Origin of the sequence: Bradyrhizobium sp. HKCCYLRH3061, from assembly GCF_051168015.1 — a bacterium.
Taxonomy (GTDB): Bacteria; Pseudomonadota; Alphaproteobacteria; order Rhizobiales; family Xanthobacteraceae; genus Bradyrhizobium.
Window position 1 is genome coordinate 32,087 of record NZ_JBNPUE010000004.1, and the last position, 22,473, is coordinate 54,559.

Sequence of the window (22,473 nt, forward strand, 5' to 3'; positions counted from 1 at the left end):
TCGCATGAGCGTGTGGTTTCGATACGTCTTCGAGCACGGCGCTCTCGATCGGCATTTTTCGTTCTTCTGCGCCCCACTCGTGACGAACCACCGCAAGTGGATCTTCGAGAGCCAATGGCTGCGCGGCTATCCGGACGAGGTCGTCTACTTCCTCCTGCTCAGCGACCGCTATGACGACGCCGTCAAGTTCGTCCGGCTGCTCGACAAGCCCGTCAAGATCGGCAATGCGCAGGGCATCGACGTCTTCGCCAGCTACTATTCGATGGACGTGTTGACCCAGATCCATCGCTTCCAATGGCGCTGGCTTGCCGGCGCGTCGCCGCAAATGCGGACCTTCATGCGATTGATGCTCGAGCATCGCAATTTCCGCTACGAAGAGGGAATTTTCCAGCGTCGCGATACGTCGGCCCTGTCGACGGATGCGCCGGTCGGCGACTACATTCCGAACTTCTTCCGCGACCCTGACGTCATCGATCGCTTGATGAAGGAACTCGATCTCGATCGCGAGGCCGACGCTTCGCCGGCTGCCGGGATCAAGGGGAGCGACGGGGAGCCTGTTGCCGATGATACGCAGGACAATTCCGATTCGCTCGACGTCTACATGTTCTACGCTTATCGCCATCTGCTCTTACGTACCTATCACAATGGCGAAGGCGATCTCGTCCCGCTGGTCTATACACGCTGCATGGAGACGCAGCGCAGCCTGCGCCGCAACCTTCCGCCGCCGTCGAGGGAGCTCAAGCGCTATCTCGATCGAATCGGCACGGATCTCTCGAACGTGCGGCTGCTGTCGCCGGACTGGAGCGCGTTGATCGGCCACAACGGGCATCTCAACGTTCATCTGATGATGCGCCAGATGGGCTGGTGGGACGAGCAGCCGGTGCTGCTGGCCTACAACGAGCGGATCGCCAACAAGACCTTCCTGTCGCTGTTCTCCGACATCTGCCCGACATTGACGCTCGGCGAAGACGACGTCTCGTCCGCGATCTGGCACGAGCTTGCGAGCCTGACGCCGTTTCTCGGGGATTCTCATCAGGCCTTCCAGTTCAAGGACGGCCGGTGCGTCTATTGGAATGATGCGGGATCGCTGGCCCTCCAGCAATGGGAGCAGGCCGATCGCGGGGTTCCGCTGCGTGACATCTACGATGCGCGGCTGCGCGCCGATGACCGGACGGAGACGGTGTATCAGGCGCTGCGCAAGAAATGGGGGCTGGCGCCTGACGACTGGTTCGTCTGCCTGCACATGCGCGATGCCGAGGCGCGTGGCGAGACCCTCGGAACCGGCGAGTCGATCCGCAGCGCGGCCATCGGTAACTATCTTGACACGGTCCGCTTCATCACTGATCAGGGCGGCTGGGTCATTCGCATGGGCGGGCGCAAGGCGCCGCCGCTGCCGCCGATGCCGCGCGTCATCGACTATGCGCGCAGCCAGGATCAGATGCCCGAAATGGACATCCACCTCATGCGCCGGGCCCGGATCTTCATCGGCACGACCTCGGGCTTCGCCTATGTGGCGACCAGCTTCGGCATCCCGACAGCCATGGTGAACGCGCTGAGCTCGGTCGGACTGTTGTGGTCGAAGGACACCCGATTCTCGCTCAAGCCGGTCCATACGCGCGAAGGGCGCCTGCTGTCGCTGAGCGATGTGACCTCCGAGCGTTGGCGCTGGACGTTTCCGACCTATGAAACGGTCAAGAGCGCCGGCCTCACCGTGAGCGAAAGCAGCAGCGACGAGATCCTGGAAACGACACGGGAGGTGCTGGACCTGACGTCGGGAGCGCCGCCTGCCATCATGCCGGTGACCGACGACTGGGAAAAACGTGTGAATATCCCGGGATTCTTCGGCAGCTCGCGGCCGGCACGCTACTTCGTCGAGAAATATCCCGCTCTGATGGACCGTCCGTGAACCCGCTGGCCCGATGAACTTCGCCCATCCCCATCTCGCCCAGGCCGAGGCTCGCGCCACGCCGCTCGGCTACCGCGAGGACATCGACGGACTGCGCGCGGTCGCCGTGCTGCCGGTCGTGATCTATCACGCCTTCCCGACGGCAGTTCCCGGCGGTTTCTACGGGGTCGACATCTTCTTCGTGATCTCCGGCTATCTGATCACCGGAATCATTCACAAGCAGATGCTGACGGGTACGTTCAGCATCGCCGATTTCTATGCGCGCCGGATCCGGCGGATCTTTCCGGCGCTCATCGCGGTCGTGTTGGCGGCGCTGCTGATCGGGTGGTTCATCCTGCCGCCGCGGGAGTTGAAGTCGCTCGGCACCAACGTCGCCGGCGGCGCTATCTTCATTCAGAATTTCATCCTGCTGAATCAGGTCGGCTATTTCGATCTCGCCGCCGAGAAGAAGCCGCTGCTGCATCTCTGGTCGCTGGCGATCGAGGAACAGTACTACATCGTCTGGCCGCTGCTGCTGATGCTGATCGGCTCCTGGCGCCGACGGAGCCTTGTGATCACGGCGGCACTGGCGCTGGCATCCTTCATCGCGTGCCTGATCGTGCAGCCGCGCGCGGCCGACTACGCGTTCTATCTGCCGATGACCCGGGCCTGGGAGCTGCTGGTGGGCTCCGGTCTGGCGCTCATCATGAGCGGACGATCGTCGTCCTCTTGGGGGCCTCTGCAATTTCTGGATCGCCAGCTGTGGCGCGAGCTCATCGCGCTCGGAGCCATTGTTGCGATCGGCTTCGCGTTCTGGCGCTACAGCCGCCTGACGCCACACCCCGGGCTGCACACGCTGCTTCCGGTCCTGGGCGCGGCGGCCCTGATCGCAACAGGCGGCACGCTGGTCCATCGGCATGTGCTGTCATCGGGTCTTGCCGTCTTCATCGGTCTGATCAGCTATCCGCTGTATCTCTGGCATTATCCGCTGATGGCCTATGCGCGCATCCATTTCGTGGACCGGGTGCCCGTCATGGCCATGATCGCGGTCATCGTGGTCAGCGTGCTGCTGGCCTGGGGGACCTATCGTCTGATCGAGCGGCCGATTCGCTTCGGACGGCGGTGGGTGCCGTTCAAGATCGGGAGCCTGCTCGCCGGTATGGCGGCCCTCGGCATCTTCGGCGTGATTGCGGATCGCAGCAACGGGTGGCCGGCGCGGATCCCCGACGAGATCCGTGGATACATGCTCGACGGCAGCGAGACCGCGTCCCGATGGCGCAATGGCAAATGCCTGCTGTTCGCCGATCAAAGCGAGTTCGCGCCGGAATGCCTGGGCTCCGGTCGCCGTCCACTCGTCGCAGTGTGGGGCGATTCCTATGCCGCCTCGCTCTATCCTGGCCTTGCTCATTTCGCGGACGAGCGGGGCTTCGACGTAGCGCAATTCTCGATCTCCGCCTGCGCTCCCCTCATCGGCTACGTCAACGTTCAACGGCCGCTCTGCAAGCCCGCCAATGACGCGGCGCTCAAGCACATCACGGAGCTGAAGCCGGACGTGGTCATTTTCTACGGCACCTGGAGGGTCGCCGACGAGGAGGCTCGCCTCGGTCTCGAGCGGACGATCCCGCTCGTGAAGGCGGCCGGCGTCTCGACGATCGTGATTGCGGGCCCGCCGCCGACCTGGCAGGGCGACGGGCTGCCGGCCAATTTGCTCGATTATTATTTCCAGAAACGCACCGTGCTGCCTGAGCGAACCTGGTTCCGCAGCTTCGACGACTGGACCAAGCCTTTCGATGCATTTCTCGCCCAGCAGGCGAAGCGGCTGGGCGTCGACTACGTGTCGGTGCGTAGCATGATGTGCGACGAGAGCGGCTGCCTGACACGGATTGGCCCTGGCGGATCCGAGATCACCTCGTTCGATTCCGGACACCTGACCTATCCCGCCTCGCTCCTCGTCGCCCGGCATGTGCTCGATGCTGTGCCGGGCCTGCCGAAATAGACCGTGTCCGAGCGCCTCGGGGCCATCATGGATCATCAGACAGATCAGGCCCAGCAGGAGGCTGGGCGGCGCGGCCTCGGCGGGGCGGCGCGCCGTTATCTGCTATGGCTCGTGTTGCCCTCCATCGTGCTCCTGGGCGGCCTGGGTGCCTGGCTGGCGTTGCAGGATGGCGATCATCTTGGAGCGATCGGCAGGCCGGGCGATGCAGCGTGGTTTCGCGACTTCGGCGGCGAGGCTGTCACGGAGATCCAGGATCAGGATCTGTTCTATCACGACATCGGCCGGTCGATCAGTCACGCGAAGCAGGCCGACGTCATCATCCTGGGCTCGTCGCTGGTATCCTTTGCGCTTGACGGAGCCGTCATTCACGAGCGGCTCGAGCGGCGCCACGGGCTCAAATTCTACAACATGGCGTTTGTCGGTGTCGCCAGCAGCGAATTCGCCCGGCAGATCGCGCAAAAATACCAGCTGCACCCGAAGCTCTGGATCCTCAACGCGGATGACGGCGGGGGCGGAGGCAACTTCTTCCATCGCAACCTGACACGCGCATTCGGGGCCGACGTCCGGCCGATTCCGAGCACGACTACGAGCCGCTTCGGCGCCTACGCCGCGATCATCCGCCGCAATCTGCGCTGGCGGGTCGAGGATGCAACGCGGGACCTGCGTCAAACCCTGGGATTGGCGAAATCGGGCTTTGTTCCTTCCTTTGAACGCAACGTTCAGACCGGCGCCGCGGACATGCGGCTGTTTCCGCGTTTCATGGCGTCCGACAATCCCGGCGTGAAGATGACGCGCGATCCCGACTGCCATACGTCGCCCGAGGTGATTGGCAACGCGCGTGACATCGTCCGTTCGTTGGGAGCGCCGGTCGTGCTGACCCTGGTCCCCAATTTCCATGGCTGTCTCACTCAGGTGCGCGAGATTGCCGACGCCTTGGGAATCGAGGCTGCGCTGCCCGTGCGGACCGACTATTCAAGCTGGGATGGCGGCGGCCATCTGGACGGCAGAGGGGCTGCCGATTTCACGCGGGATCTCGTCGACGCGCTGGAACGGACGCGCGCGTTTCAAGGAGTGCGCGACAATGAGGATCGCCGGCAGCGCTGATCTGGCCGGGGCTGGCACGGCACGGCCGCTCGGCCCGGTGAATGCGCGTGACTACCGTCCTGACATCGACGGGTTGCGTGCGGTCGCGGTGACGGCCGTGCTGATCTATCACGCCTTTCCGCAGCTGCTGCCCGGCGGGTTTGCGGGCGTCGACGTGTTCTTCGTCATCTCGGGCTATCTCATCACGGGAATCATCGACCGCCAGTGGTCGGACGGCAGCTTCAGCTTTGCAACCTTCTATGCTCGGCGGATCCTGCGCATCTTCCCGTCCCTCATCACGGTGGTGAGCGCGACATTCCTCATCTCCTGGTTCGTACTGCCGGTGGCGGAGATGGAGGCGCTCGGATCGAACATCGTGGGAGCGGCAGCGTTCATCGAGAATTTCATGCTGCACGAGCAGGTGGTCGGATATTTCGATCCGGGCGCCGAGCGACTGCCGCTGCTTCACCTCTGGTCTCTCGGGATCGAGGAGCAGTACTACATCGTCTGGCCGGCGGCTTTCGTCCTGATCGCCCGCTGGCCGTCGCAGAAAGCCGTCGTCATAGCCGGCCTCGGACTCGGCTCCCTGCTGCTGTGCCTCACGACCCCGGCGCGCGAAGCGGCATGGGCCTTCTACTCGCCAACCACCCGAGGCTGGGAGCTGCTCGCGGGATCGCTTCTCGTGGTATGGCTGCGTCAGCGCCGCGGCTGTCGTATGGGGCCCGCAACCGCCGCCCTGCTTGCCGGACTGGGAGCGGCCGGGCTTCTGATCGCGTTCTTCGGTTTCAGCGGCGCATCGCCATGGCCGGGCGTCAGGACGCTCGTCCCGGTGCTGGGAGCCATCGCCTTGATCGCAACCGATGGCACGGCGCTTCACCGCTTGCTGGCTCGGCCCGCGGTGGTCTTTATCGGCCTGATCAGCTATCCGCTCTATCTCTGGCACTTTCCGCTGATCGCCTTCGCCAAGCTGCACTACGACGGAGTGGCTCCCGCATCCGTCGTGCTGACGATGCTTGCCCTCAGCGTGCTGCTCGCCTGGCTCACTTATCGCTTCATCGAGCTGCCGATCCGTTTCGGAACGGCACCCGTCGCAAGGCGGGTCGGAGCGTTGCTTGCGGCGATGGTGGTCATGGTCCCCGTCGGCGTCGCGGCGACCAGCACGCGTGGGCTGCCGATGCGCTTCGCCCCGGAGATCAGGGACTTCATGCTCTCGGGCAGCGAGACCTCGGCGCATTGGCGGCGGGGCCGCTGCCTGCTGCTGTTGCAGCCGGCATCGGAATTCGGCGCCGACTGCGCCGGGCAGGGGCGCAGGCCGCTGCTGCTGATCTGGGGCGATTCCTATGGTGCGGCGCTGTATCCGGGCCTGCTGCATTTCGCGGGAGAGCGCGGCTACGACGTGGCGCAATATACTGCATCCGCATGTCCGCCGCTGATCGGCTACACGCTGGAGGCACGGCCGTTCTGCAAGAGCATCAATGACGATGTTGCTGTTCGGATCGGCCAGTTGCGGCCCGATGTTGTGATCCTGGATGCGACCTGGGGCCACGCCGAAGCCGTGCTGCGACGGGATCTGCCGCGCACGGTGGCGCAACTCAGGGCTGGCGGCATTTCCAGGATCGTGCTGATGGGCCCCCCGCCGGGCTGGCAAGGAGCCGGGCTGTCGCGCAATGTGCTGGATTACTATCGCCAGAGCGGACAGGTGCTCCCCGAACGCACCTTCTTCCGCTCGAATGACGAATGGACGCGAGGGAGGGATGCTCTGTTTCGCGAGCTCACGCGCGAGCTCGGCATCGACTATGTCTCGGTCCGCGATGTCTTCTGCAATGACGAGGGTTGCCTCAGCCGGATCGGTCCCGGCGGCTCGCAACTGACGGCGTTCGATCCGGGGCACCTCACTGTCCCCGGATCCATCTTCCTCGCCCGGCAAACGCTCGACCGCCTTTTGCCGAGGGCACCGTAGGCGCCGCTAGACCGGATCGGCCGGAATGCCGCGGTAGGAGTGGATGATGAAGCGCGTGCCGCCGACCGAGTAGTCGCCGCAATTGCTGGCCTCGATGGCGAACATCTCGACCAGCTCCTTCCAGGCGCGGCGTTCGCCGGTGGTCGGGATGGCCCGATTGGCGTTCCAATCGTCGAAGCAGAGCATGGCGCCCGTCGAGACCATGCCGCGCTCGAACAGTGGGACCAGCGCGTCCATGGTCGACTGATACAGATCGCCGTCGAAATGGATCATCGCGAAGCGGGTCTCCGGCGGCAAGGTCTTTACCGTATCGGCGAACCAGCCCTCATAGAGCTGAAAGCGGTGCGGCGGCAGGATCTTGCCGATCCTCTCGCGCAGCTCGGGGGCCGCCAGCACCTTGCAGCCGCCCTTGGCCCAAGCGCCGGAGACGACGTGAGGGGAGTCGAGATCGATCGGCGAGGTGATCTCGGGAAGGCCCTCGAAGCTGTCGAACAGCCGCAGCACGCGAAACGGGTTCTCTCCCGACGCGCTCTTGGGGAGCGGCTGGCGCTGAGGATCGAACACCATCGAGGTCGCGATCGCCTTCGCGCTGAATCCGCCCATGGTTCCGAACTCGGCGATGTCGCCATTGACGTGCGAACTGTTCACGTATTGGACGCTCAGCGTCAGCGCGCGCGCGATCTCCTGCGCCAGCAGCGGCAGCACGTCGTCATAGCCGTAGAAGGAATCCGGCGACGGCAGATTGCGCATCTTGTAGCGTTCGATGGCGGTGTCCTGGATCGGCCGTCCGTCGTCGACGGGCGGCGCGGCGAGAGCCTGCGCCCGAGTGAGCTCGCCCGAGGTCGCGAAAGGCCACGGCAGCGGCGGCTCCAGCATGACCGCGCGCTTGACCGACCGCAGCCAGTACAGCGCCTTCGGCGATAGCGTCTCGGCGAGCGCGCTCTTGAGCGGGGTCAGCATTCGAATTCTCCGACGGGTCCCGGCTTGACCGGTGTTCAGGGTTGAAATCGCCTGGAGGCGCACGCGCTCCAAGCCACGGACCACCGGATTAGCGGTCGTTGGGGGGTGGTGCAAGCCGGGCCGTCGAGGCGGCGGCCCGCGCACGGGTCACCTCGGTCACGCCGGCCTCAGTAGAGGCTCACGGCGCGTCCCGTGGTTACATTGTGATCGGCTGCCCGCTCCTTCGGCAGCTTGACGAAGAATGGGTCCGCCGGCCAATGGTTCATGCCGACAACCATGAGCTTCATGTCCTCACCGGGCAGCCGCGGCATGAACACGAGATCGATCGCCGACCGGGTCTTGTGCGACGGTGGACTGCCGCGGTGCATCAGACGCGTGGCGTCGAACACCAGGAGGTCGCCAGTTTTTCCCAGCACCGTATGCTCCTTCCCGGCGGAGTCGCGGTATTGGAACGGGCCAGTTTGCTTGTCCACGTCGCACAGATAGAGCACGCCGCGAATGACGCCGGACGGACAGCCGTCGCTATGCCATTCCTGCGGGCCGACGCCGTCGGTCTCATGTGGCGGCGACCGCACCAGCCGGACATTGGCGACCTTCGCCGGACAGCCGAGGACACTGCGGAAGAAGGAATCGAAATCTCCGCCGCTGAAAAGGCCATGCAGATAGTCGAGCAGCGCGGGCGAGGGGATGCCCGTCAGCAGGTCCGTCGTATATGGCGCAACGCTGTTGCCGGCCCAGTCCCAGGCGGAATGGCGGTTGCTGACGTCCCGGTCGAAGCTTTCGGTCTCCCGGAACGTCGCCGCCTTCTCGGGGTTCGTGCTGATGACCGTGACGCCGTTCTGCTGGAATTCGACGATCTTGTCGGCCAGCTGACTGGGGGTCTTCTGCGGGTCGAATTTCGGCGCATGTGCGGTGCACATCGCCGGAGCAGTGTTGGCGGCCGGCAGCAGCGTCAGCCGGCGCGGCTGCATGGCGGCGGACCGGCTGTCCGGCGATACAGTCGACGAGGGCACCGGCTCGAAGAAGCCGTTGAAGCGGCCGAGCGTGTCGGTCCGGACGAGTTGGTAGCCGACGGCACCGAGCGCCTGGTTGACCCCGATCTTGAGCCGTCGCATGGCAGTTCTGACCATTGATCCTACGGCCATCATGTCCTCACGTCGCACTTGGCTTGGCGGCCTGGAACGGATTCAGGCCGCATGCCATCTGATAGTAGAGTTCGTAACGGGAGTGGTTGGCAACGAGGCCGCGGCTGTCGATCGCATCGTCGATCAGGGCCTCGAGCAGGAGGCGCGCACCCTTGGGCGGCACGTGCACGCCGTCAAAGTCGAACTCCGGCCGGACCAGGCCGCCCTCGGTCAGATCGTCCCAGCGGTCTATCATGACGAGATCCAGCGACCGCAGTTTTGCGCCGAGCTTCCAGTTGTAGGCCTGGACGAGCTTGGTGCGGACCGTCACCGGGCATTCGTAGCTCTGCAACGTCCGCACGCGCTCTTCCTGCCGCGACGGGGGCACGATGCTCTGGACATAGACGCGCTTGAAACCGGCGCGCACCAGATGATCGATCCCCGCCACGAACGGCCGGAGCCGCGCCTCGATGGCCTCATCGATGATGTCCCAGGGCACGAGCGGCTTGTCGAGCACCGGCAGGGGGGTCGGGAAGGGCGGAACGAAATCGTGGCTGTCCTTGAGGAGCTGCAGGATCGGGCCGCGCACGTCGATCTCGCCGATCGTGAGCATGATCAGCGGCGGCCTCACCGCCTGACCGACGGCTTTCGCAATGGAGAAGTCGACCTCGTCCATCGACAAATGGGTGGCGCGCGCGTTGCGCACCAACCCCTCATATTCGAGGAAGGCGATGAAGTCGGGATGAAATTCGCCGGTCCACGGGTTGTAGAAGTCTTTTGCCGTTATGCCCGGAATGTACTTGGTGTGGGCCATCACCCATGCACCGGTCCACTTCTCGCGAAAGACCATGTTCTTGTAGGGGAGCGAATGGCTGTCCCCGACAATATAAACCGGCAGGGCCGTCTCGAACTCGGTATCCACGCTTACCTTCCTCTCGACCAATTCTTCAATTCGGCCGGCTCGCAGCCAGGGCCCGATAGAACTCGTCCTCGTCACAGACGATCTGCGGCTCCGCAGCGGGGGCAGCCGGCTGCTTGAGCGTTGCGTCGGGGCGCCGCGCCGCATCGACGCTCTCGCCGGTGAAATGGACAAAGAACAACTTCATTGCGCGCGCGACCCCTTCGGGTGTCACCGTCCGGGCGTCCTCGGCGAAGAAGGTGCCGGCGTTCTTGGCGCTCGTGATGATCTCGTAGGACGCAAAATAATGAACATTCTCGTGGCGCCGGACCATTTCTTCCGCGGCGACGCGCAGCACGCTTTTCGAGTAGGTCGTGGCCTGGAGGACGTGGCGCGGCTCCATGGTGGCGGCAAGCGGCACTGGAGAGACCGTCAGGACGATCTTCAGACGGGGATTGGCTGCCGTCATCAGGGTGATGGCCTCCGACAGATAGCTGGTCGTCTCCGTCACCGAGAGATTGTGGAAGGCGTATCTGGCCTCGTCGAAATCGCCGGCGCTGCCGCAGCCGGGGCAGGTTGGATAGACCGTGCCGTCGAGCGTCGACACCCAGCACTCGGTGAGCCCGAGCGTGAAGATGAAGACATCGGCGGTCTCGATGAGTTGCCTGACCGCCTTCAGATGCTGCTTGAGGTCGGCCTCTGCCTCGAACATCGAGGCGAATCCCTTTGGGGTGATGCGCGGACGCAACAGGTCGAACACGCGGCCTTCGCCATCGGTCCAGAATTGATCGGCCGGCTGGAAGGCGCCAAACGCGCGCTGCACCAGTTGCAGCAGTTGCAGCGTGCTGTAGATGTTGCCGTAGCGGGCGGAGAATACGCCATAGCCGAAGCGCTCCTCCTGCTCGGGCGTCACATAGGACGGAGCGGTTTCCGTGACGTAGTAGTTGAAGCCTCGCTCCTTCAGCGCACGCGAGATGTGCTGCGCGAAACAGCTTCCCGCCGAGGCGATCCGCTGCTCCGGGCCGAACCGTAGCGCCGAGGCGAGGTGCGGATCCAGGTCCGCCGTGGTACGATCCGCGACGGCTTGACGCCAGAAGCTGCTCGCAGGAAGTGTGTGGTACGGACAACTCACCGCGGCCTCCCCAAGGCTCCGATCCTTCCTACTTTGAAGACGCTAGTCGCATTTCTGCGACCGGTCTCGCAATCAAGAACTGCGTGGTTTTATGCCACGGTACGAATGAATAATGAACTTGGTGCTCTGGATCGAGTAATCGCCGGAATGAGTGGCCACAATATCGAAACGTTTGACCAGATCCGCCCAAGCCTTGCGCTCCCCGGCTTCGGGATCGGCCTCATTGCAATTCCAGTCGTCAAAGCAGAGCATGGCCCCCTTCGAGACGAAGCCGCGCTCGAAGCATGGCACAAGTGCGTCCATCGTCGATGAATAGAGGTCGCCGTCGAAGTGAATGAGAGCGAAGCGCGTATCGTCCGGCAATTTGTTGACAGTGTCGGCGAACCACCCTTCATGGATCTCGACACGGCTCGGCGGGATGATGGCCTCGACCATGGCGCGCAGATCCTTTGCGCCCAGCACCTTGCAACCGCCTCTGGCCCAGGCCTTCGATTTCACGTGTTGTGACTCGAGATCGATCGGAGACGTAATCTCCGGCAGGCCTTCGAAACTGTCGAACAGGCGCAACTTCCGCAGCGGCTGATTGGGCTGGTAGCGCGGGTCGAACACCATCGCGTTGGCGAGGGTTCGCGCCGTAAAGCCGCCCATAGTGCCGAATTCGGCCACGTCGCCCTTCACATCGGCGCTGTTGATATACATCGCGCCGAGCGTCAACGTCCGTGCGATCTCCTTGGCGGGAAGCGTGAGGACGTCATCCACTTCGTAGAACAGATAGGGGGAGCTGATCTTCTGCCCGTGCAACCGCTCGAGTGCCTCGGTCTGGCGCGTGCGCGGCCTGGGCCGGCCGCGCTCATCGGTCGTATCGTTGTCGACGTTGCTCTCCCAGTGCTCAGGAGGCGGCTGGCCCATGATGGCGCGCTTGATGGAACGCACCCGAAATACGAACGGACGGGGAAACCAGTCCGCAATCGTCGCCCTCAAGGAATTCGCCATCGTCAGCAGGTCCCCGCGTTCCCAATTTTGCCGCATACTATAGACGTTTTCGCGACCCTGCAAAATTGCTGGGGGCATTCGAAGCGCCTCGGGGGAGGCCATCCACAACCCTTCCGGGAGCGGCGTTGTTCGCGGGGCGGAGGTTCGGGCTGAAGCCGCCGCTCAGGATCGGCAAGGCAGAGCGGCGGCCTGTTCCAGGCTGAGGCGCCTCATTCGAAGAAGATGAATTCGTGGTCGCCGGTGTAGCCGGAGCGCTTGAATTCGAAGGCCCATTCCTCAGGAGTGTGGAAGATGCGGCAGGTGAGCTGCCAGTACATCAGGTTCACCTTCTCGCGCTCGTTGCGGTAGCCCTCGACGCAGAGATATTTGGCGCCGCGGCTGACGCGCTCCATCTCGCGGAGCGCCGCATCGAGATCGTAGTTGTAGAGGTTGTGCAGCGTGTTGATCGAGATGACGAGATCGAAATACTTGTCCGGGTAGGGCAGCTTGGCCGCGCTGCCGACCTGGCAGAACGGCTTCACGCTCTCCATCGTGTGCTCGACGCCGTAGGAGGAGACGTCGATGCCGGCGACCTCGAGATCCGGGATGGCCTCGCGGAAATCGTGCAGGATGAAACCCTTGCCGGAGCCGACGTCGAGCACGCGCATGCCCGGCTTGATGCCGTACGTCTCGATCATGGCGTCGGCGACCTTGCGCCAGCGGCCGTCATATTTGTAGCCGCCATAGCCGGTCTCGCGGCTGCCGTCCCAGTAGTCGTAGTCGAACTTGATCGCCATCTCCGCGACATCGGCCTTGTCGCGCTGGGTGACGCGCGCGAGATAGTCGCGCTTGGTCGATTTGTGAACGAGACTGACGAACTCGCGATAGGCCATGAATATCTCCGGGCGTGTGAGTGTCGGTTAATCGGATGTGGCGCCGATCAGGCTGAGCTGTGCCTCGGCCTTGGCGAGCTGCGCAGCGCAGCGCTGCGCCCAGGCGCCGGTGTCGGCGAAGGCGCGACGCGTGGCGCCGAGCGGCAAGAAGTCGTTCAGGATGATGCAGGTCCATTTGACCTGGTAGGCGTCGATCAGCAACCGGCAGCGCGCCACGCTGGCGGCGTCGAGCCCGAGGCCGTCCGTCAGCCGGTCGATGAAATGCTCGTGCACCGGCAGCGGCACCGGCACTTCAGGCTGGCAGAAGAAATCGGAGACCAGCTTGGCCGGGTCGTCGCGGCCGGCATATTCGAAGTCGAGGAAGGTGAGCTTGTCCTGGTCGTCGATCAGCGCGTTGTGGAAGCCGAAATCGGATGGCGACAGGCAGACCTGATCGGCGGGGATGGCGGCCTCGAAGGCGAGCCCTTCGGCCGCCGCTCCGCGCAGAATGGTTGCCTTCACCTCGGTCCAGGCCGGCTGCAGCCGCGCCGCCACGAATGCCCGGGCGTCGGCGACATGCGGCACCTCGGCATCGAGCGTGGCCAGTCGCGCCACCCGGCGCTCGACGGTGGCGAGGTGCTCGGCGAGGGAGAAGCAGGCTTCCGATCCTGGCGCCAGCGCGGGGCGGGGCGGGGCGTTCACCGCGAGCACGAAGTCGATCGCGGCATCGACATGGGCGGGCGCGAGCTCTGCCGCGGTCAGCTTGCGGCCTGCGACGAAGCTGTAGAGGCCCGCCTGCTCGGCGCGGTCGCAGGCCAAGGGCTCCGGCACGACGCGGACGCCGTGGGACCAGGCATGGCTGATGAAGCTCCACTCGGCGCCCAGCCGGTCGCGGGTGTCGCGGGCGTCGGTGAAGTAGCGCTTGAGGACCAGCGGGCCCTCGGCGGTGTCCAGACGATAGACCTGGTTGTTGCGGCCGCCGGCGAGCCGGGTCAGCGCCGTCGGGCTCGCTCTGCCGGCCTGCGCGGTGAGGCGCTGCGCCAGCGCCAGCAGGGCGGCATCACGATCCGCGCCGGCGTCAGTGGGGGTCACGGACGACATCCGCCGCGATCTCGGCCCAGGAGACTCGGCGCTCGTACGGCACGGCCTTGGCCGCGAACTGGTTCTCCGGATCGAACAGCACCTTGCGCATGCCCTCGGGGAAGCCGGTCATGGCCAGGATCTCCGGCAGGTCGTCGACGAACAGCTCGCAGGCCAGCGCATGGGCCCGGGCGACCTTCTCGTCCTTGGTCAGCTCGAAGAACACCCGGTCAGGCGCGATCTGTCCGGGCGCTTCGCCCATCAGGCCGCGATCGGTCAGGAAGCCGCGCGCGGCGGCATGCATGTCGTGCTTGGGCCCGAGAATGGGGTGCTTCGTCTTATGACTGACGATGAACAGGTCATGGCCGGCGGCGCGGGCCGCCGTGACAAACGCGGCGAAGCCGGGGTAGGGCGACACCAGGTCCATGCGGGCGCCGTAGACATAGCCCTGCAGCTCGGTGAAGTCGTCCTTGCGCCCCGAGCCGTTGAGATGGTCGCGGACGCTGTTCTTGTCGCGGCCGAGGTCGGCCGGGATCAGGCCGCGCTCGAGGGCCGCCGCATGAAACACGCCGTCATAGCAGGCGATCGTGTTGTCGAAGTCGATCCCGATCCGCATGGCTTGGACTTAAATGACCTGGACTTAACGCAAGGACATGTCGATCAGCGGACGGCCGACCTTGCCGGCGGCGAGATCCTGCAGCGCCTGGTCGGCCTGGGCGAGGCTGTAGGGCTTCGACAAGAGGTCCCGCACCGGGAAGCGGCCGGAGCTCAGCAGGCGCCCATAGCGTCCGTAATCGCGATCGGGCACGCTGTCGCCACCCCAGGTGCCGAGCAGGCTCTTACCCTGGTTGAACACGCCCGGATTCAGCGTCAGCGCCGCGCCATGCTTGGCATTGCCGATCACGACCGCGCGGCCGCCCTGCTGGCGGGTGGCGTTGACGGCCTGATCCATGACGCCCGGAATGCCGGAGGATTCGACCGCGAGATCAACGCCCTGCGGCACGATCTTCTTGATCTCGGCCAGCACGTCGGAAGCCGCGTCGATCACATGCGTCGCGCCGTAGATCTTGGCGAGCGCGCGGCGGGTCGGGTTGGGATCGATGCCGATCACCGGCATCGCTCCGGCCAGCGCCGCGGCCATCAGCGCGTTCAGGCCGATGCCGCCGGTGCCGAACACGGCGACCGCATCGCCCGGCTGCACCTTCAGCACGTTGTAGACCGCGCCCATGCCGGTCGGCGCGGCGCAGCCGAGCAGCACCGCGACATCCATCGGCAGGTCCGGCGGCAGCAGGGTCAGGCGGTTCTCGCTGACGACGGCGTGGCGCTGGAAGGTGGTGACGCCGCCGGCATTGACCTTCTTGCCGTCCCAGTCATAGACCGCGCCGCCGGCCTCGATGCCGGTGCCCTTGATCCAGGACAGCACGACCTTGTCACCGACCTTGACCTTGGTAACGGCGCTGCCGGTCTCGATCACCGTGCCGGTGCCCTCGTGGCCGAGGCAATGCGGCACCCATTTGTCCTCGCCCTTGTCGCCGCGCCACTCCATCACCTGCGTGCCGCAGGCGCCGGAATAGGCGATCTCGACCAGCACCTGGCCCGGCTTCAGGGCCGGCGTCTCGATCTCGGCCAGGACGAGCGGCTGGCCGGTCTGGACCAGGAGGGCAGCTTGGGTCTTCATGTGATGTCTCAGCTCAAGGCGTGGATGATCTTGTCCGCGATCTGGTGGCCGGTCAGGCCGAGCACCTCGCGGGCATATTCCTGTTCACCGGATTTCTTGAAGAAGGCATCCGGGGTGCCGAAGCGCAGGAATTTCTTCGCCGATGTCTCTGAATCGACGAGCCATTCCGACACGGCCGCGCCGAAGCCGCCGATCAGCGAATGCTCCTCGATGGTCGCAACCAGCTTGAAGCGGCTGAACGCCTGCTTGAGCTTGTCCTCATCCAGCGGCTTCACGGTGTGGAAGCTCACGACCTCGGCGGAGATGCCCTTTTCCTTCAGTCTGTGGCCGGCCTCGATCGCCTCGGGCAGCATGTTGCCGGTCGAGAGCAGGCAGACGTCGGAGCCTTCCTCGATCATGATCGCCTTGCCTATCTTGAAGTCAGTGATGGGGCCCTTGTGAACGACCGGCTCGCCCTTCTTGCCCATGCGGATGTAGACCGGCCGGTCCTGCTGCATTGCCGCGCGCAGGGCGCCGCGGACCTCGAAGGCATCGCCCGGGCAGATCACGACCATGTTCGGGATCGAGCGCAGGAACGAGATGTCCTCGCAGGCGTGATGGGTCGGACCGAGGCCGGAATAGGCGAGGCCGGCGCCGACCGCGACGATCGTCACCGGCGCCTCGTGATAGCAGACGTCGGTGCGGATCTGCTCCAGGCAGCGCGTCGTCACGAACGGGGTGATCGTATAGGCGACCGGGCGCAGGCCGTTCATGGCCATGCCGGCGGCGACGCCCATCATGTTGGCCTCGGCGACGCCGCAGTTGAAGAAGCGGCTCGGATGCTTGTCCTTGAACTTGTCGAACAGGCGGTTGCCGATGTCGCCCGAGAGCATCACGACGCGGCTGTCCTCATTGCCGAGCTTGGTCAGCTCGTCGGCGAAAGCATTTCTCATGACAGGCCGAGCTCCTTGAACGACTTGACAACTTCCTCAGCGGTGGGGGCGCGGTAATGCCAGTTGTTGTCGTCCTCCATGAACGACACGCCCTTGCCCTTGACGGTATGGGCGATCAGCGCCACCGGCTTGCCGGAGCCGTTCGGGATGTTCTGCATGGCCTCCGCCAGCGCGCCGACGTCATGGCCGTCGATCTCGTGCGCGTCCCAGCCGAAGGCGGCCCATTTGTCGCGCAGCGGCGCCAGCATCAGGGTCTCGTTGGAGCGCGCGGTGGCCTGCCACTTGTTGTAGTCGACCACGACGCAGACGTTTTCCAGCTTCTGGGCGGCGGCGAACATCGCCGCTTCCCACACCGAGCCCTCGTTGTTCTCGCCGTCGGACAGCAGCGCGAACACGCGGTAGGTCTCGCCCTTGATGCGGCCGGCCAGCGCCATGCCGCAGCCGAGCGGCAGGCCATGGCCGAGCGAGCCGGTGGCGGCCTCGACGCCGGGCAGCAGGTTCGCCGGCGGATGCTCGGCGAGCCGGCCGCCGTCCTGGCAATAGGTGTCGAGCTCCTCGATCGGGAAGTAGCCCTTCATCGCCAAGGTCGCGAACAGCGCCGCGGCGGCGTGGCCCTTCGAGAGGATGAAGCGGTCGCGCAGCGGATCGGTCGGGTTCTTCGGGTCGATGTTCAGGACGTGCCAATAGGCGGCGGTCATCGCATCGGCGCAGGACAGCGAGGAGGCGAGATGCGCGGCCTGCGCCTTGTGCGACATCTCGATGATCTTGCCGCGCAGCTTCGCGGCCTGCGCCTTCAGGGCGGCCACGTCGGGCTTGGCCGCGGTGTTCCGGACTGCCACGTTCATCGTGCTCTCCAGTCGCGCCTCCGTTCGGAAGCGCAGGGGTCTCGATCAGGGTTTATGTTCGTACTTGGTCGGCAGCTTGGCCATGACATCCTCGAAGCGTCGCGCCCAGGCGATGACGTCGTCGATGCCTTGCTCCAGCGAGAACGTGTCGCGCCAGCCGAGCTCGGTGCGCAGCTTGAAGCTGTCGAGCGTGTAGGCGGTGTCCTTGCCGGGCCGCTCGGGGCCGATCTCGACGCAATCCTCGAAGTTCTTGCCCAGCCGGGCGAGGATCATCTCGACCAGCGTGCGGATCGACACCAGCTCGTAGCCGGAGATGTGATAGGTCTCGCCAAGCTTGCCGCTGCGGCCGATCTTGACCGTCGCGTCCGACACGTCGGTCATGTGGATGAAGACGCGGACCGACTTTCCGCCGCCGTCGAGCCGCAGCTTCTGCCCGGTCATCGCGGCGACGATGGTGCGCGGCACGATGCGGTAGAGCTGCTGGCCCGGGCCGTAGACATTGGCCGCGCGGGTGAAGACCACGGGGAACTGGTAGTTGGCGAAATAGGTCCGCAGGCTCATGTCGCCGGCGGCGCGCGACACCGCATAGGGCGTCGACGGGTTGAACGGCGCGTCCTCTCGCACCCAGCCCTCGGTCGAGCCGTAGACCTCCGGCGTCGTGACATGAACGTAGCGATCGAGGCCGTCATAGTTGCGCAGGATGTCGTGCAGGCGGACGGCGGAGACGACGTTGGTCATCATCCAGTGGTCCGGGTACAGCCAGCTCTCGCCGACCATGCTCTGCGCCGCGAAGTTCACGACATGGGTCGGCCGCTCGGCCACCAGCAGCGCCTTCAGCGCATCGAGATCGTGGTTGAGGTCGACGCGCTTGAACCACACGTTGCCTGGGCGCTTCTGCCATTTGTAGGGCAGGAACGCATCATGCGGCTCGTCCGAGCGGCTGGTCGCGATCACGTCGTGACCGGCGGCAGCCAGGAAGTCGACGAAGGTTGCGCCCGAAAAGGAGTTCGAGCCGAGGATCAGGTACTTTTCGTTCGCAGCCATCGTCCTTGCCCGTCAGACCTCGCGCGTCGTGATGATGTCGCCGCGCTGGGCGTACAGCCACTGCATGATCATGTGGCCGATCACCATCTGCGCGTCCTCGGCGATCTGCATGTCGTCGACCGCGAAATGGATCGGCACGTCGGCCAGCGCCTTGGCCTTGCCGCCGGTGAAGCCGAGTACGGCATAGCTGGTCATGCCGAGCTTCTTGCCCTCTTCGAGCGCCTTCAGGATGTTCGGCGAGTTGCCGGAGCCGGAGAAGGTGATCAGCACGTCGCCCTTGCGCGCGAGCACCGCGAGCTGCAGCGAAAACACCTGGTCATAGCCTTCGTCGTTGGCGAGGCAGGTGATCACCGACGGGTTCGACGACAGCGAGTGCACGCGCAGGCCGGAGCCGGGCGTCTTCGACAGCGCGTAGAGGAAGTCGTTGGCGAGATGGTTGGCGTTGCCGCCGCTGCCGCCATTGCCGCAGAAGAACACCTGGCGGCCGGTCTGCCAGCAGTCGCGCAGATCGTAGGCGAGCTTCTCGACGGGGGACCAGTCGAAATCCTTCAGCACGGTGCTGAAGCGGCTGGTGTAGTCGGCGAACAGGCTGCCGGGGGTCTTGAAGGCCAGGACGTTCATTTCACGACCTCCTTCTCCATCCATTTCAGATTGTACCAGCGGTCCTCGTTCTTGAGCTGGCCTTGCGAGTACATGCCGATGATTTCCTTGATCGCGTCCTCCACCGTCTTCTTCGGGCGGAAGCCGGTCGCCAGCAGGCGATCGGAGTTGACGCGATAGCTGCGCGGATCGTTCGAGGGCGTCACGATGACCTCGGCCGGCACGTGCTTGGTGACCAGATTGGCGATGTCGAGGATCGAGATGTTCTCGAAGCCGGCATTGTAGACACCGGTGTGCTCAGGATGATCGAGCAGGAACAGATAAAGATCGGTGATGTCGTCGATATGAATGTTCGGGCGGGTCTGGTCGCCGCCGAACACCGTGATGCGGCCGTTCATCAGCGCCTGCATCGTCAGCATGTTGACGGAAACGTCGAGCCGCTGGCGCGGGGAGTAGCCGCACACGGTGGCGGGACGCACGATCTGCACCACCATGTCGTCCTTGTAGGACAGCACGATGCGCTCGCCGCACATCTTGGTCTTGTTGTACTCCGAGATCGGCAGCAGCTCGAGATCCTCGGTGACCTGCTCCTCTTCCTTGACGCCGTAGACGCTGCCGGAGGACGCGTAGATGAAGCGCTTGATGCCGTGGCGGTAGGCGCGATCGGCGAGCTGCATCGTGGCGAGGCAGGAGATCTCCCAGGTCAGCTTGGGATCGAGATCACCGCAGGGATCATTGGCGACGCTGGAGAGATGAATGATGGCATCGACGCCGGTGAGGTCGATGGCGTCGGGATTGCGCACGTCGCCCTGGACGACGGTGAGATCCGGATGCGGATCGAGGAAGTTGCCGAACCACATGATGTCGAATGCGACGACCTTGTGGCCGGCCTTCAGGAGCTTCGGCACGAGCACGCTGCCCTTGTAGCCGCACGCTCCGGTCACGAATATCTTCATCTGAGCAATCCCCGTGGCTCGCCTGTCGTGTCGCCGGCTGGCGCGTCGCGCGCACCTTTATACAAATTGGCGGGGGAAGGCGACCAGCCCAGCGGCGAAAATCGCCCGTCAAGCGTCCCCGCCACGGCGCGGTTCGTGATTAAACTCCAAATGGGCCCGGCGCAAGCTTTCCGGGTTACCGATATCCCGATGATAACCGCTGGTTTCCACGCACAAAATGCGTCCCAAATAGTTGGGGATGATTTCGGTGGAGAGATCGACGATCGGCTTTCCCAGCGCGGCGATGTCGGCGATGACGGCGGGATCGAAGACGTAGACCGCGCCATTGGCGAGGTTCCCAGGCGGATTTTTGACCTTCTCGTGGAAGGCGATCACCCTGTGCTGAGCATCCAGCTCGAGAATCCCGCACGAGCTCGGATCGTCGGTCCGGAACGCGAGCATCGTCATGATGCAGCCGTCAGGGCGGTTGCGATGGGCGGCGAGCAGCCCTGCGACGTCGAAATCGGTCAGATTGTCGGCATGGGCCACGAGGAACGGCTGGTCGCCGAACCAGGTGCGGTTCGCAAGCACGGTGCCGCCGGTCCCGAGCAGTTCATCTTCGTGAACGAGATCGATCCGGTCGCGCCAGCGCGACTGCGCCACGTGCGCGCGGACCTGCTCGGCGAGCCAGTGCGTGTTCAGCAACGCCCGCTCGATGCCGCCTTCGAAGACGAGGTCGAGCCAATAGTCCAGCAAGGGTCGGTCGTGCACACGCACCAGGCATTTCGGCGTCGTATTGGTCAGCGGGCGCAGCCGGCTTCCGATCCCCGCCGCGAGCAGGAGGGCACGCATGTCGACATCCTACTCCTGGCTGAATCCGGTCTCGTCGATTTCCCGCACCAGCTCCGCCGTCGTCAACGGCAGGTTGCCGACGCGGGAAACCTGGAGCGCGGCCGCCAGCGATCCGAGATAGGAGGCCTGCCAGATATCGGCGCCCGCGCGCAGGCCCATCGAGCAGGCCATGAAGAAGCTGTCGCCGGCGCCGGAGACGTCCTTCGGCGACGGATTGAACGCCGGCAGGCGGTCGGAGGTGAAGATGCCCTCGGCCATGGTGTTGATCAGCGCGCCCTCAGCGCCGAGCGTGATCACGAGGTTCTTGGTGCGGGCCCGTTCGACCAGGCGCTCGCTGATGACGGCGAGACCGGAAATGAAGTCGTTCAGCGCGACGCGGGCCTCACGTTCGGTCGGCGTCAGCAGGGTCATGCCCTTGAAGCGCGAGACGTCGCCGGTCTGCGAGGACACCTGGCTGTCGGCCGCCATCATCACGCCCTGGGCGCGGGCGCGATCGGCGATCGCGTCGACCAGATCCTGCGGCAGGCAGCCGTAGTTGAAGCAGGAGAACAGCAGCAGATCGCAGGTCTTCAAGGCGCGCTCGACCGAGGTCAGCATCTGCCGCTGAAGGTCGGCATCGGAGGCGTGCTGGCGCAGATGATTGACGCGCAACAGCGTCTTGTTGAGCGCTCGAAAACGCTGCTTGCGCGTGGTCGGCCGGCTCTGGTCGGTGAAGGCGTTGAAGTTCACCCCATGCTGTTCCAGCGTGTTGCGGGCGAACCGCGCCGCTTCATCGTCGCCGACCAGCGTGAAGAACTTCACGTCTGCGCCCAGGCCATGCGCATGGGCCGCAACCGCGCCAGCGCCGCCGACGAAGGTACGGGTCATCAGCGGCGTCACGACGATGGTCGGATCTTCCTGGGACATGCCGACCGCATCGCAAGTGACATATTCGTCGACGATCAGGTCGCCGATAACGGCGACTCGCATGCCGGAGAGCTTGCGGAGCAGGTCCTTCAGATTCCCGATCTCGAAGCCGTGGCGCCTTGGAAATTCCTGCGGCTTGCGGACCGTGGAGATGTCGATGTTGGCGTCGCGTTCCAGCAGCGACAGCGACGCAAAGCGCAATTCACCGGACGAGAAGATCAGCCGTCCGCCATAGGCGTCCACGGCCTCCTGCTCTGGATTGGCGCGATCCTCGAACTCCTTGCCCTTGACGACAACGGTCGGCTTCAGATGCGCGATGAAGTCGGACGCCGACGTTTCCAAGCGCACGACATGGTGCACAAAGGCGATGGAACGCACATTTTCGAGGCGCATGTCCTGCGCCAGGGTCACGCCTGGCGTCGAGTCCGGGTTGACGCCGACCACGAGAACGTCCGCCTGCTCGGCAGCAAATTTCAAAAGCCGTAAATGTCCGGGGTGCACGACGTTGAAGTTGCCTGACACGAATGCAATCGTCTGCCCGTCTTCACACAAGGCGCGAACGTTCTGGGAGGCGGCATCGACCGAAGTTTCAATCATGTGGTCCAAAAAATCAGCCTCCGGCTGCTGCTGGGCGGCGTGCTGGTTGTGCACTTCCTGTGTCTCGAACGTCTTGCAGAATCGGATCAATAGTCCAAACGGCTGGTCCAGAGAAGCCGCAG

At 64.6% G+C, this 22,473-nt stretch carries 20 protein-coding genes; 4 read left to right on the plus strand and 16 right to left on the minus strand.

Translation table 11 applies throughout. The features are described from left to right. Positions 1-4: 4 nt before the first annotated feature. Genes ACQR2C_RS09485 through ACQR2C_RS09500 form a run of 4 tightly spaced genes read left to right on the plus strand, consistent with a single transcriptional unit; the run spans position 5 to position 6,924 of the window. Positions 5-1,906 (plus strand): TIGR04372 family glycosyltransferase, encoded by a 1,902-nt coding sequence (locus ACQR2C_RS09485; protein WP_434880982.1) that lies wholly within the window; start codon positions 5-7, stop codon positions 1,904-1,906. A 13-nt stretch (positions 1,907-1,919) separates the two neighbouring features. Further along, positions 1,920-3,881 (plus strand): acyltransferase family protein, encoded by a 1,962-nt coding sequence (locus ACQR2C_RS09490; RefSeq protein ID WP_434880983.1) that lies wholly within the window; start codon positions 1,920-1,922, stop codon positions 3,879-3,881. Between the two features lie 3 nt (positions 3,882-3,884). Further along, a complete protein-coding gene (locus tag ACQR2C_RS09495) occupies positions 3,885-4,985 on the plus strand; it encodes a hypothetical protein (RefSeq protein WP_434880984.1) in 1,101 nt (366 codons plus the stop codon). Beyond that, positions 4,963-6,924, plus strand: a complete 1,962-nt coding sequence (locus tag ACQR2C_RS09500; protein ID WP_434880985.1) for an acyltransferase family protein — start codon at positions 4,963-4,965, stop codon at positions 6,922-6,924. The genes ACQR2C_RS09495 and ACQR2C_RS09500 overlap by 23 nt, the downstream gene beginning before the upstream one ends. 6 nt (positions 6,925-6,930) lie before the next feature. Here the strand turns inward: ACQR2C_RS09500 and ACQR2C_RS09505 are convergent, their stop codons facing one another. The 16 genes from ACQR2C_RS09505 to ACQR2C_RS09580 all read right to left on the minus strand — a co-directional run bounded on the left by ACQR2C_RS09505 (position 6,931) and on the right by ACQR2C_RS09580 (position 22,351). Continuing rightward, the gene (locus ACQR2C_RS09505; RefSeq protein WP_434880986.1) at positions 6,931-7,884 is read right to left on the minus strand and encodes a TylF/MycF/NovP-related O-methyltransferase; all 954 of its coding nucleotides are present in this window, start codon (positions 7,882-7,884) and stop codon (positions 6,931-6,933) included. Between the two features lie 167 nt (positions 7,885-8,051). Continuing rightward, positions 8,052-8,999, minus strand: a complete 948-nt coding sequence (locus ACQR2C_RS09510; RefSeq protein ID WP_434880987.1) for a hypothetical protein — start codon at positions 8,997-8,999, stop codon at positions 8,052-8,054. Positions 9,000-9,036: 37 nt separating this feature from the next. Then, positions 9,037-10,005, minus strand: coding sequence for a hypothetical protein (locus tag ACQR2C_RS09515; RefSeq protein WP_434880988.1), 969 nt, complete (start codon positions 10,003-10,005; stop codon positions 9,037-9,039). After that, the gene (locus tag ACQR2C_RS09520) at positions 9,956-11,038 is read right to left on the minus strand and encodes a GSCFA domain-containing protein (RefSeq protein WP_434880989.1); all 1,083 of its coding nucleotides are present in this window, start codon (positions 11,036-11,038) and stop codon (positions 9,956-9,958) included. Before ACQR2C_RS09520 ends, ACQR2C_RS09515 begins: the two co-directional genes overlap by 50 nt. Positions 11,039-11,110: 72 nt before the next feature. Then, on the minus strand, positions 11,111-12,031 hold the full coding sequence (locus ACQR2C_RS09525; RefSeq protein WP_434881096.1) for a TylF/MycF/NovP-related O-methyltransferase: 921 nt from the start codon (positions 12,029-12,031) through the stop codon (positions 11,111-11,113). Between the two features lie 209 nt (positions 12,032-12,240). Continuing rightward, entirely contained in the window at positions 12,241-12,903 is a 663-nt protein-coding gene (locus tag ACQR2C_RS09530) for a class I SAM-dependent methyltransferase (RefSeq protein WP_434837821.1), read from the minus strand. A 27-nt stretch (positions 12,904-12,930) separates the two neighbouring features. After that, positions 12,931-13,974, minus strand: coding sequence for a phosphotransferase (locus ACQR2C_RS09535; protein ID WP_434880990.1), 1,044 nt, complete (start codon positions 13,972-13,974; stop codon positions 12,931-12,933). After that, positions 13,961-14,578 carry a hypothetical protein gene (locus tag ACQR2C_RS09540; protein WP_315805296.1) on the minus strand — a complete coding sequence of 206 codons (618 nt, stop codon included), beginning with the start codon at positions 14,576-14,578 and terminating at the stop codon, positions 13,961-13,963. Before ACQR2C_RS09540 ends, ACQR2C_RS09535 begins: the two co-directional genes overlap by 14 nt. A gap of 24 nt (positions 14,579-14,602) precedes the next feature. After that, positions 14,603-15,640, minus strand: a complete 1,038-nt coding sequence (locus ACQR2C_RS09545; protein ID WP_434880991.1) for a zinc-binding dehydrogenase — start codon at positions 15,638-15,640, stop codon at positions 14,603-14,605. Between the two features lie 8 nt (positions 15,641-15,648). After that, positions 15,649-16,572, minus strand: coding sequence for a transketolase family protein (locus ACQR2C_RS09550; protein WP_434880992.1), 924 nt, complete (start codon positions 16,570-16,572; stop codon positions 15,649-15,651). Continuing rightward, positions 16,569-17,417 (minus strand): transketolase, encoded by an 849-nt coding sequence (locus ACQR2C_RS09555; protein ID WP_316183388.1) that lies wholly within the window; start codon positions 17,415-17,417, stop codon positions 16,569-16,571. The genes ACQR2C_RS09550 and ACQR2C_RS09555 overlap by 4 nt, the downstream gene beginning before the upstream one ends. Before the next feature lie 45 nt (positions 17,418-17,462). Further along, positions 17,463-18,461: an NAD-dependent epimerase/dehydratase family protein gene (locus tag ACQR2C_RS09560; RefSeq protein WP_434880993.1), complete on the minus strand. Its 999-nt coding sequence runs from the start codon at positions 18,459-18,461 to the stop codon at positions 17,463-17,465. Between the two features lie 12 nt (positions 18,462-18,473). Beyond that, complete coding sequence (locus tag ACQR2C_RS09565; RefSeq protein WP_316183390.1) at positions 18,474-19,082, minus strand: SIS domain-containing protein; 609 nt, start codon at positions 19,080-19,082, stop codon at positions 18,474-18,476. Then, entirely contained in the window at positions 19,079-20,017 is a 939-nt protein-coding gene (locus ACQR2C_RS09570; RefSeq protein ID WP_257170486.1) for an NAD-dependent epimerase/dehydratase family protein, read from the minus strand. Before ACQR2C_RS09570 ends, ACQR2C_RS09565 begins: the two co-directional genes overlap by 4 nt. 108 nt (positions 20,018-20,125) lie before the next feature. Continuing rightward, positions 20,126-20,848, minus strand: a complete 723-nt coding sequence (locus ACQR2C_RS09575; RefSeq protein ID WP_316238878.1) for a nucleotidyltransferase family protein — start codon at positions 20,846-20,848, stop codon at positions 20,126-20,128. A gap of 9 nt (positions 20,849-20,857) precedes the next feature. Then, entirely contained in the window at positions 20,858-22,351 is a 1,494-nt protein-coding gene (locus ACQR2C_RS09580; RefSeq protein WP_434880994.1) for a PfkB family carbohydrate kinase, read from the minus strand. Between the last annotated feature and the right edge of the window lie 122 nt (positions 22,352-22,473).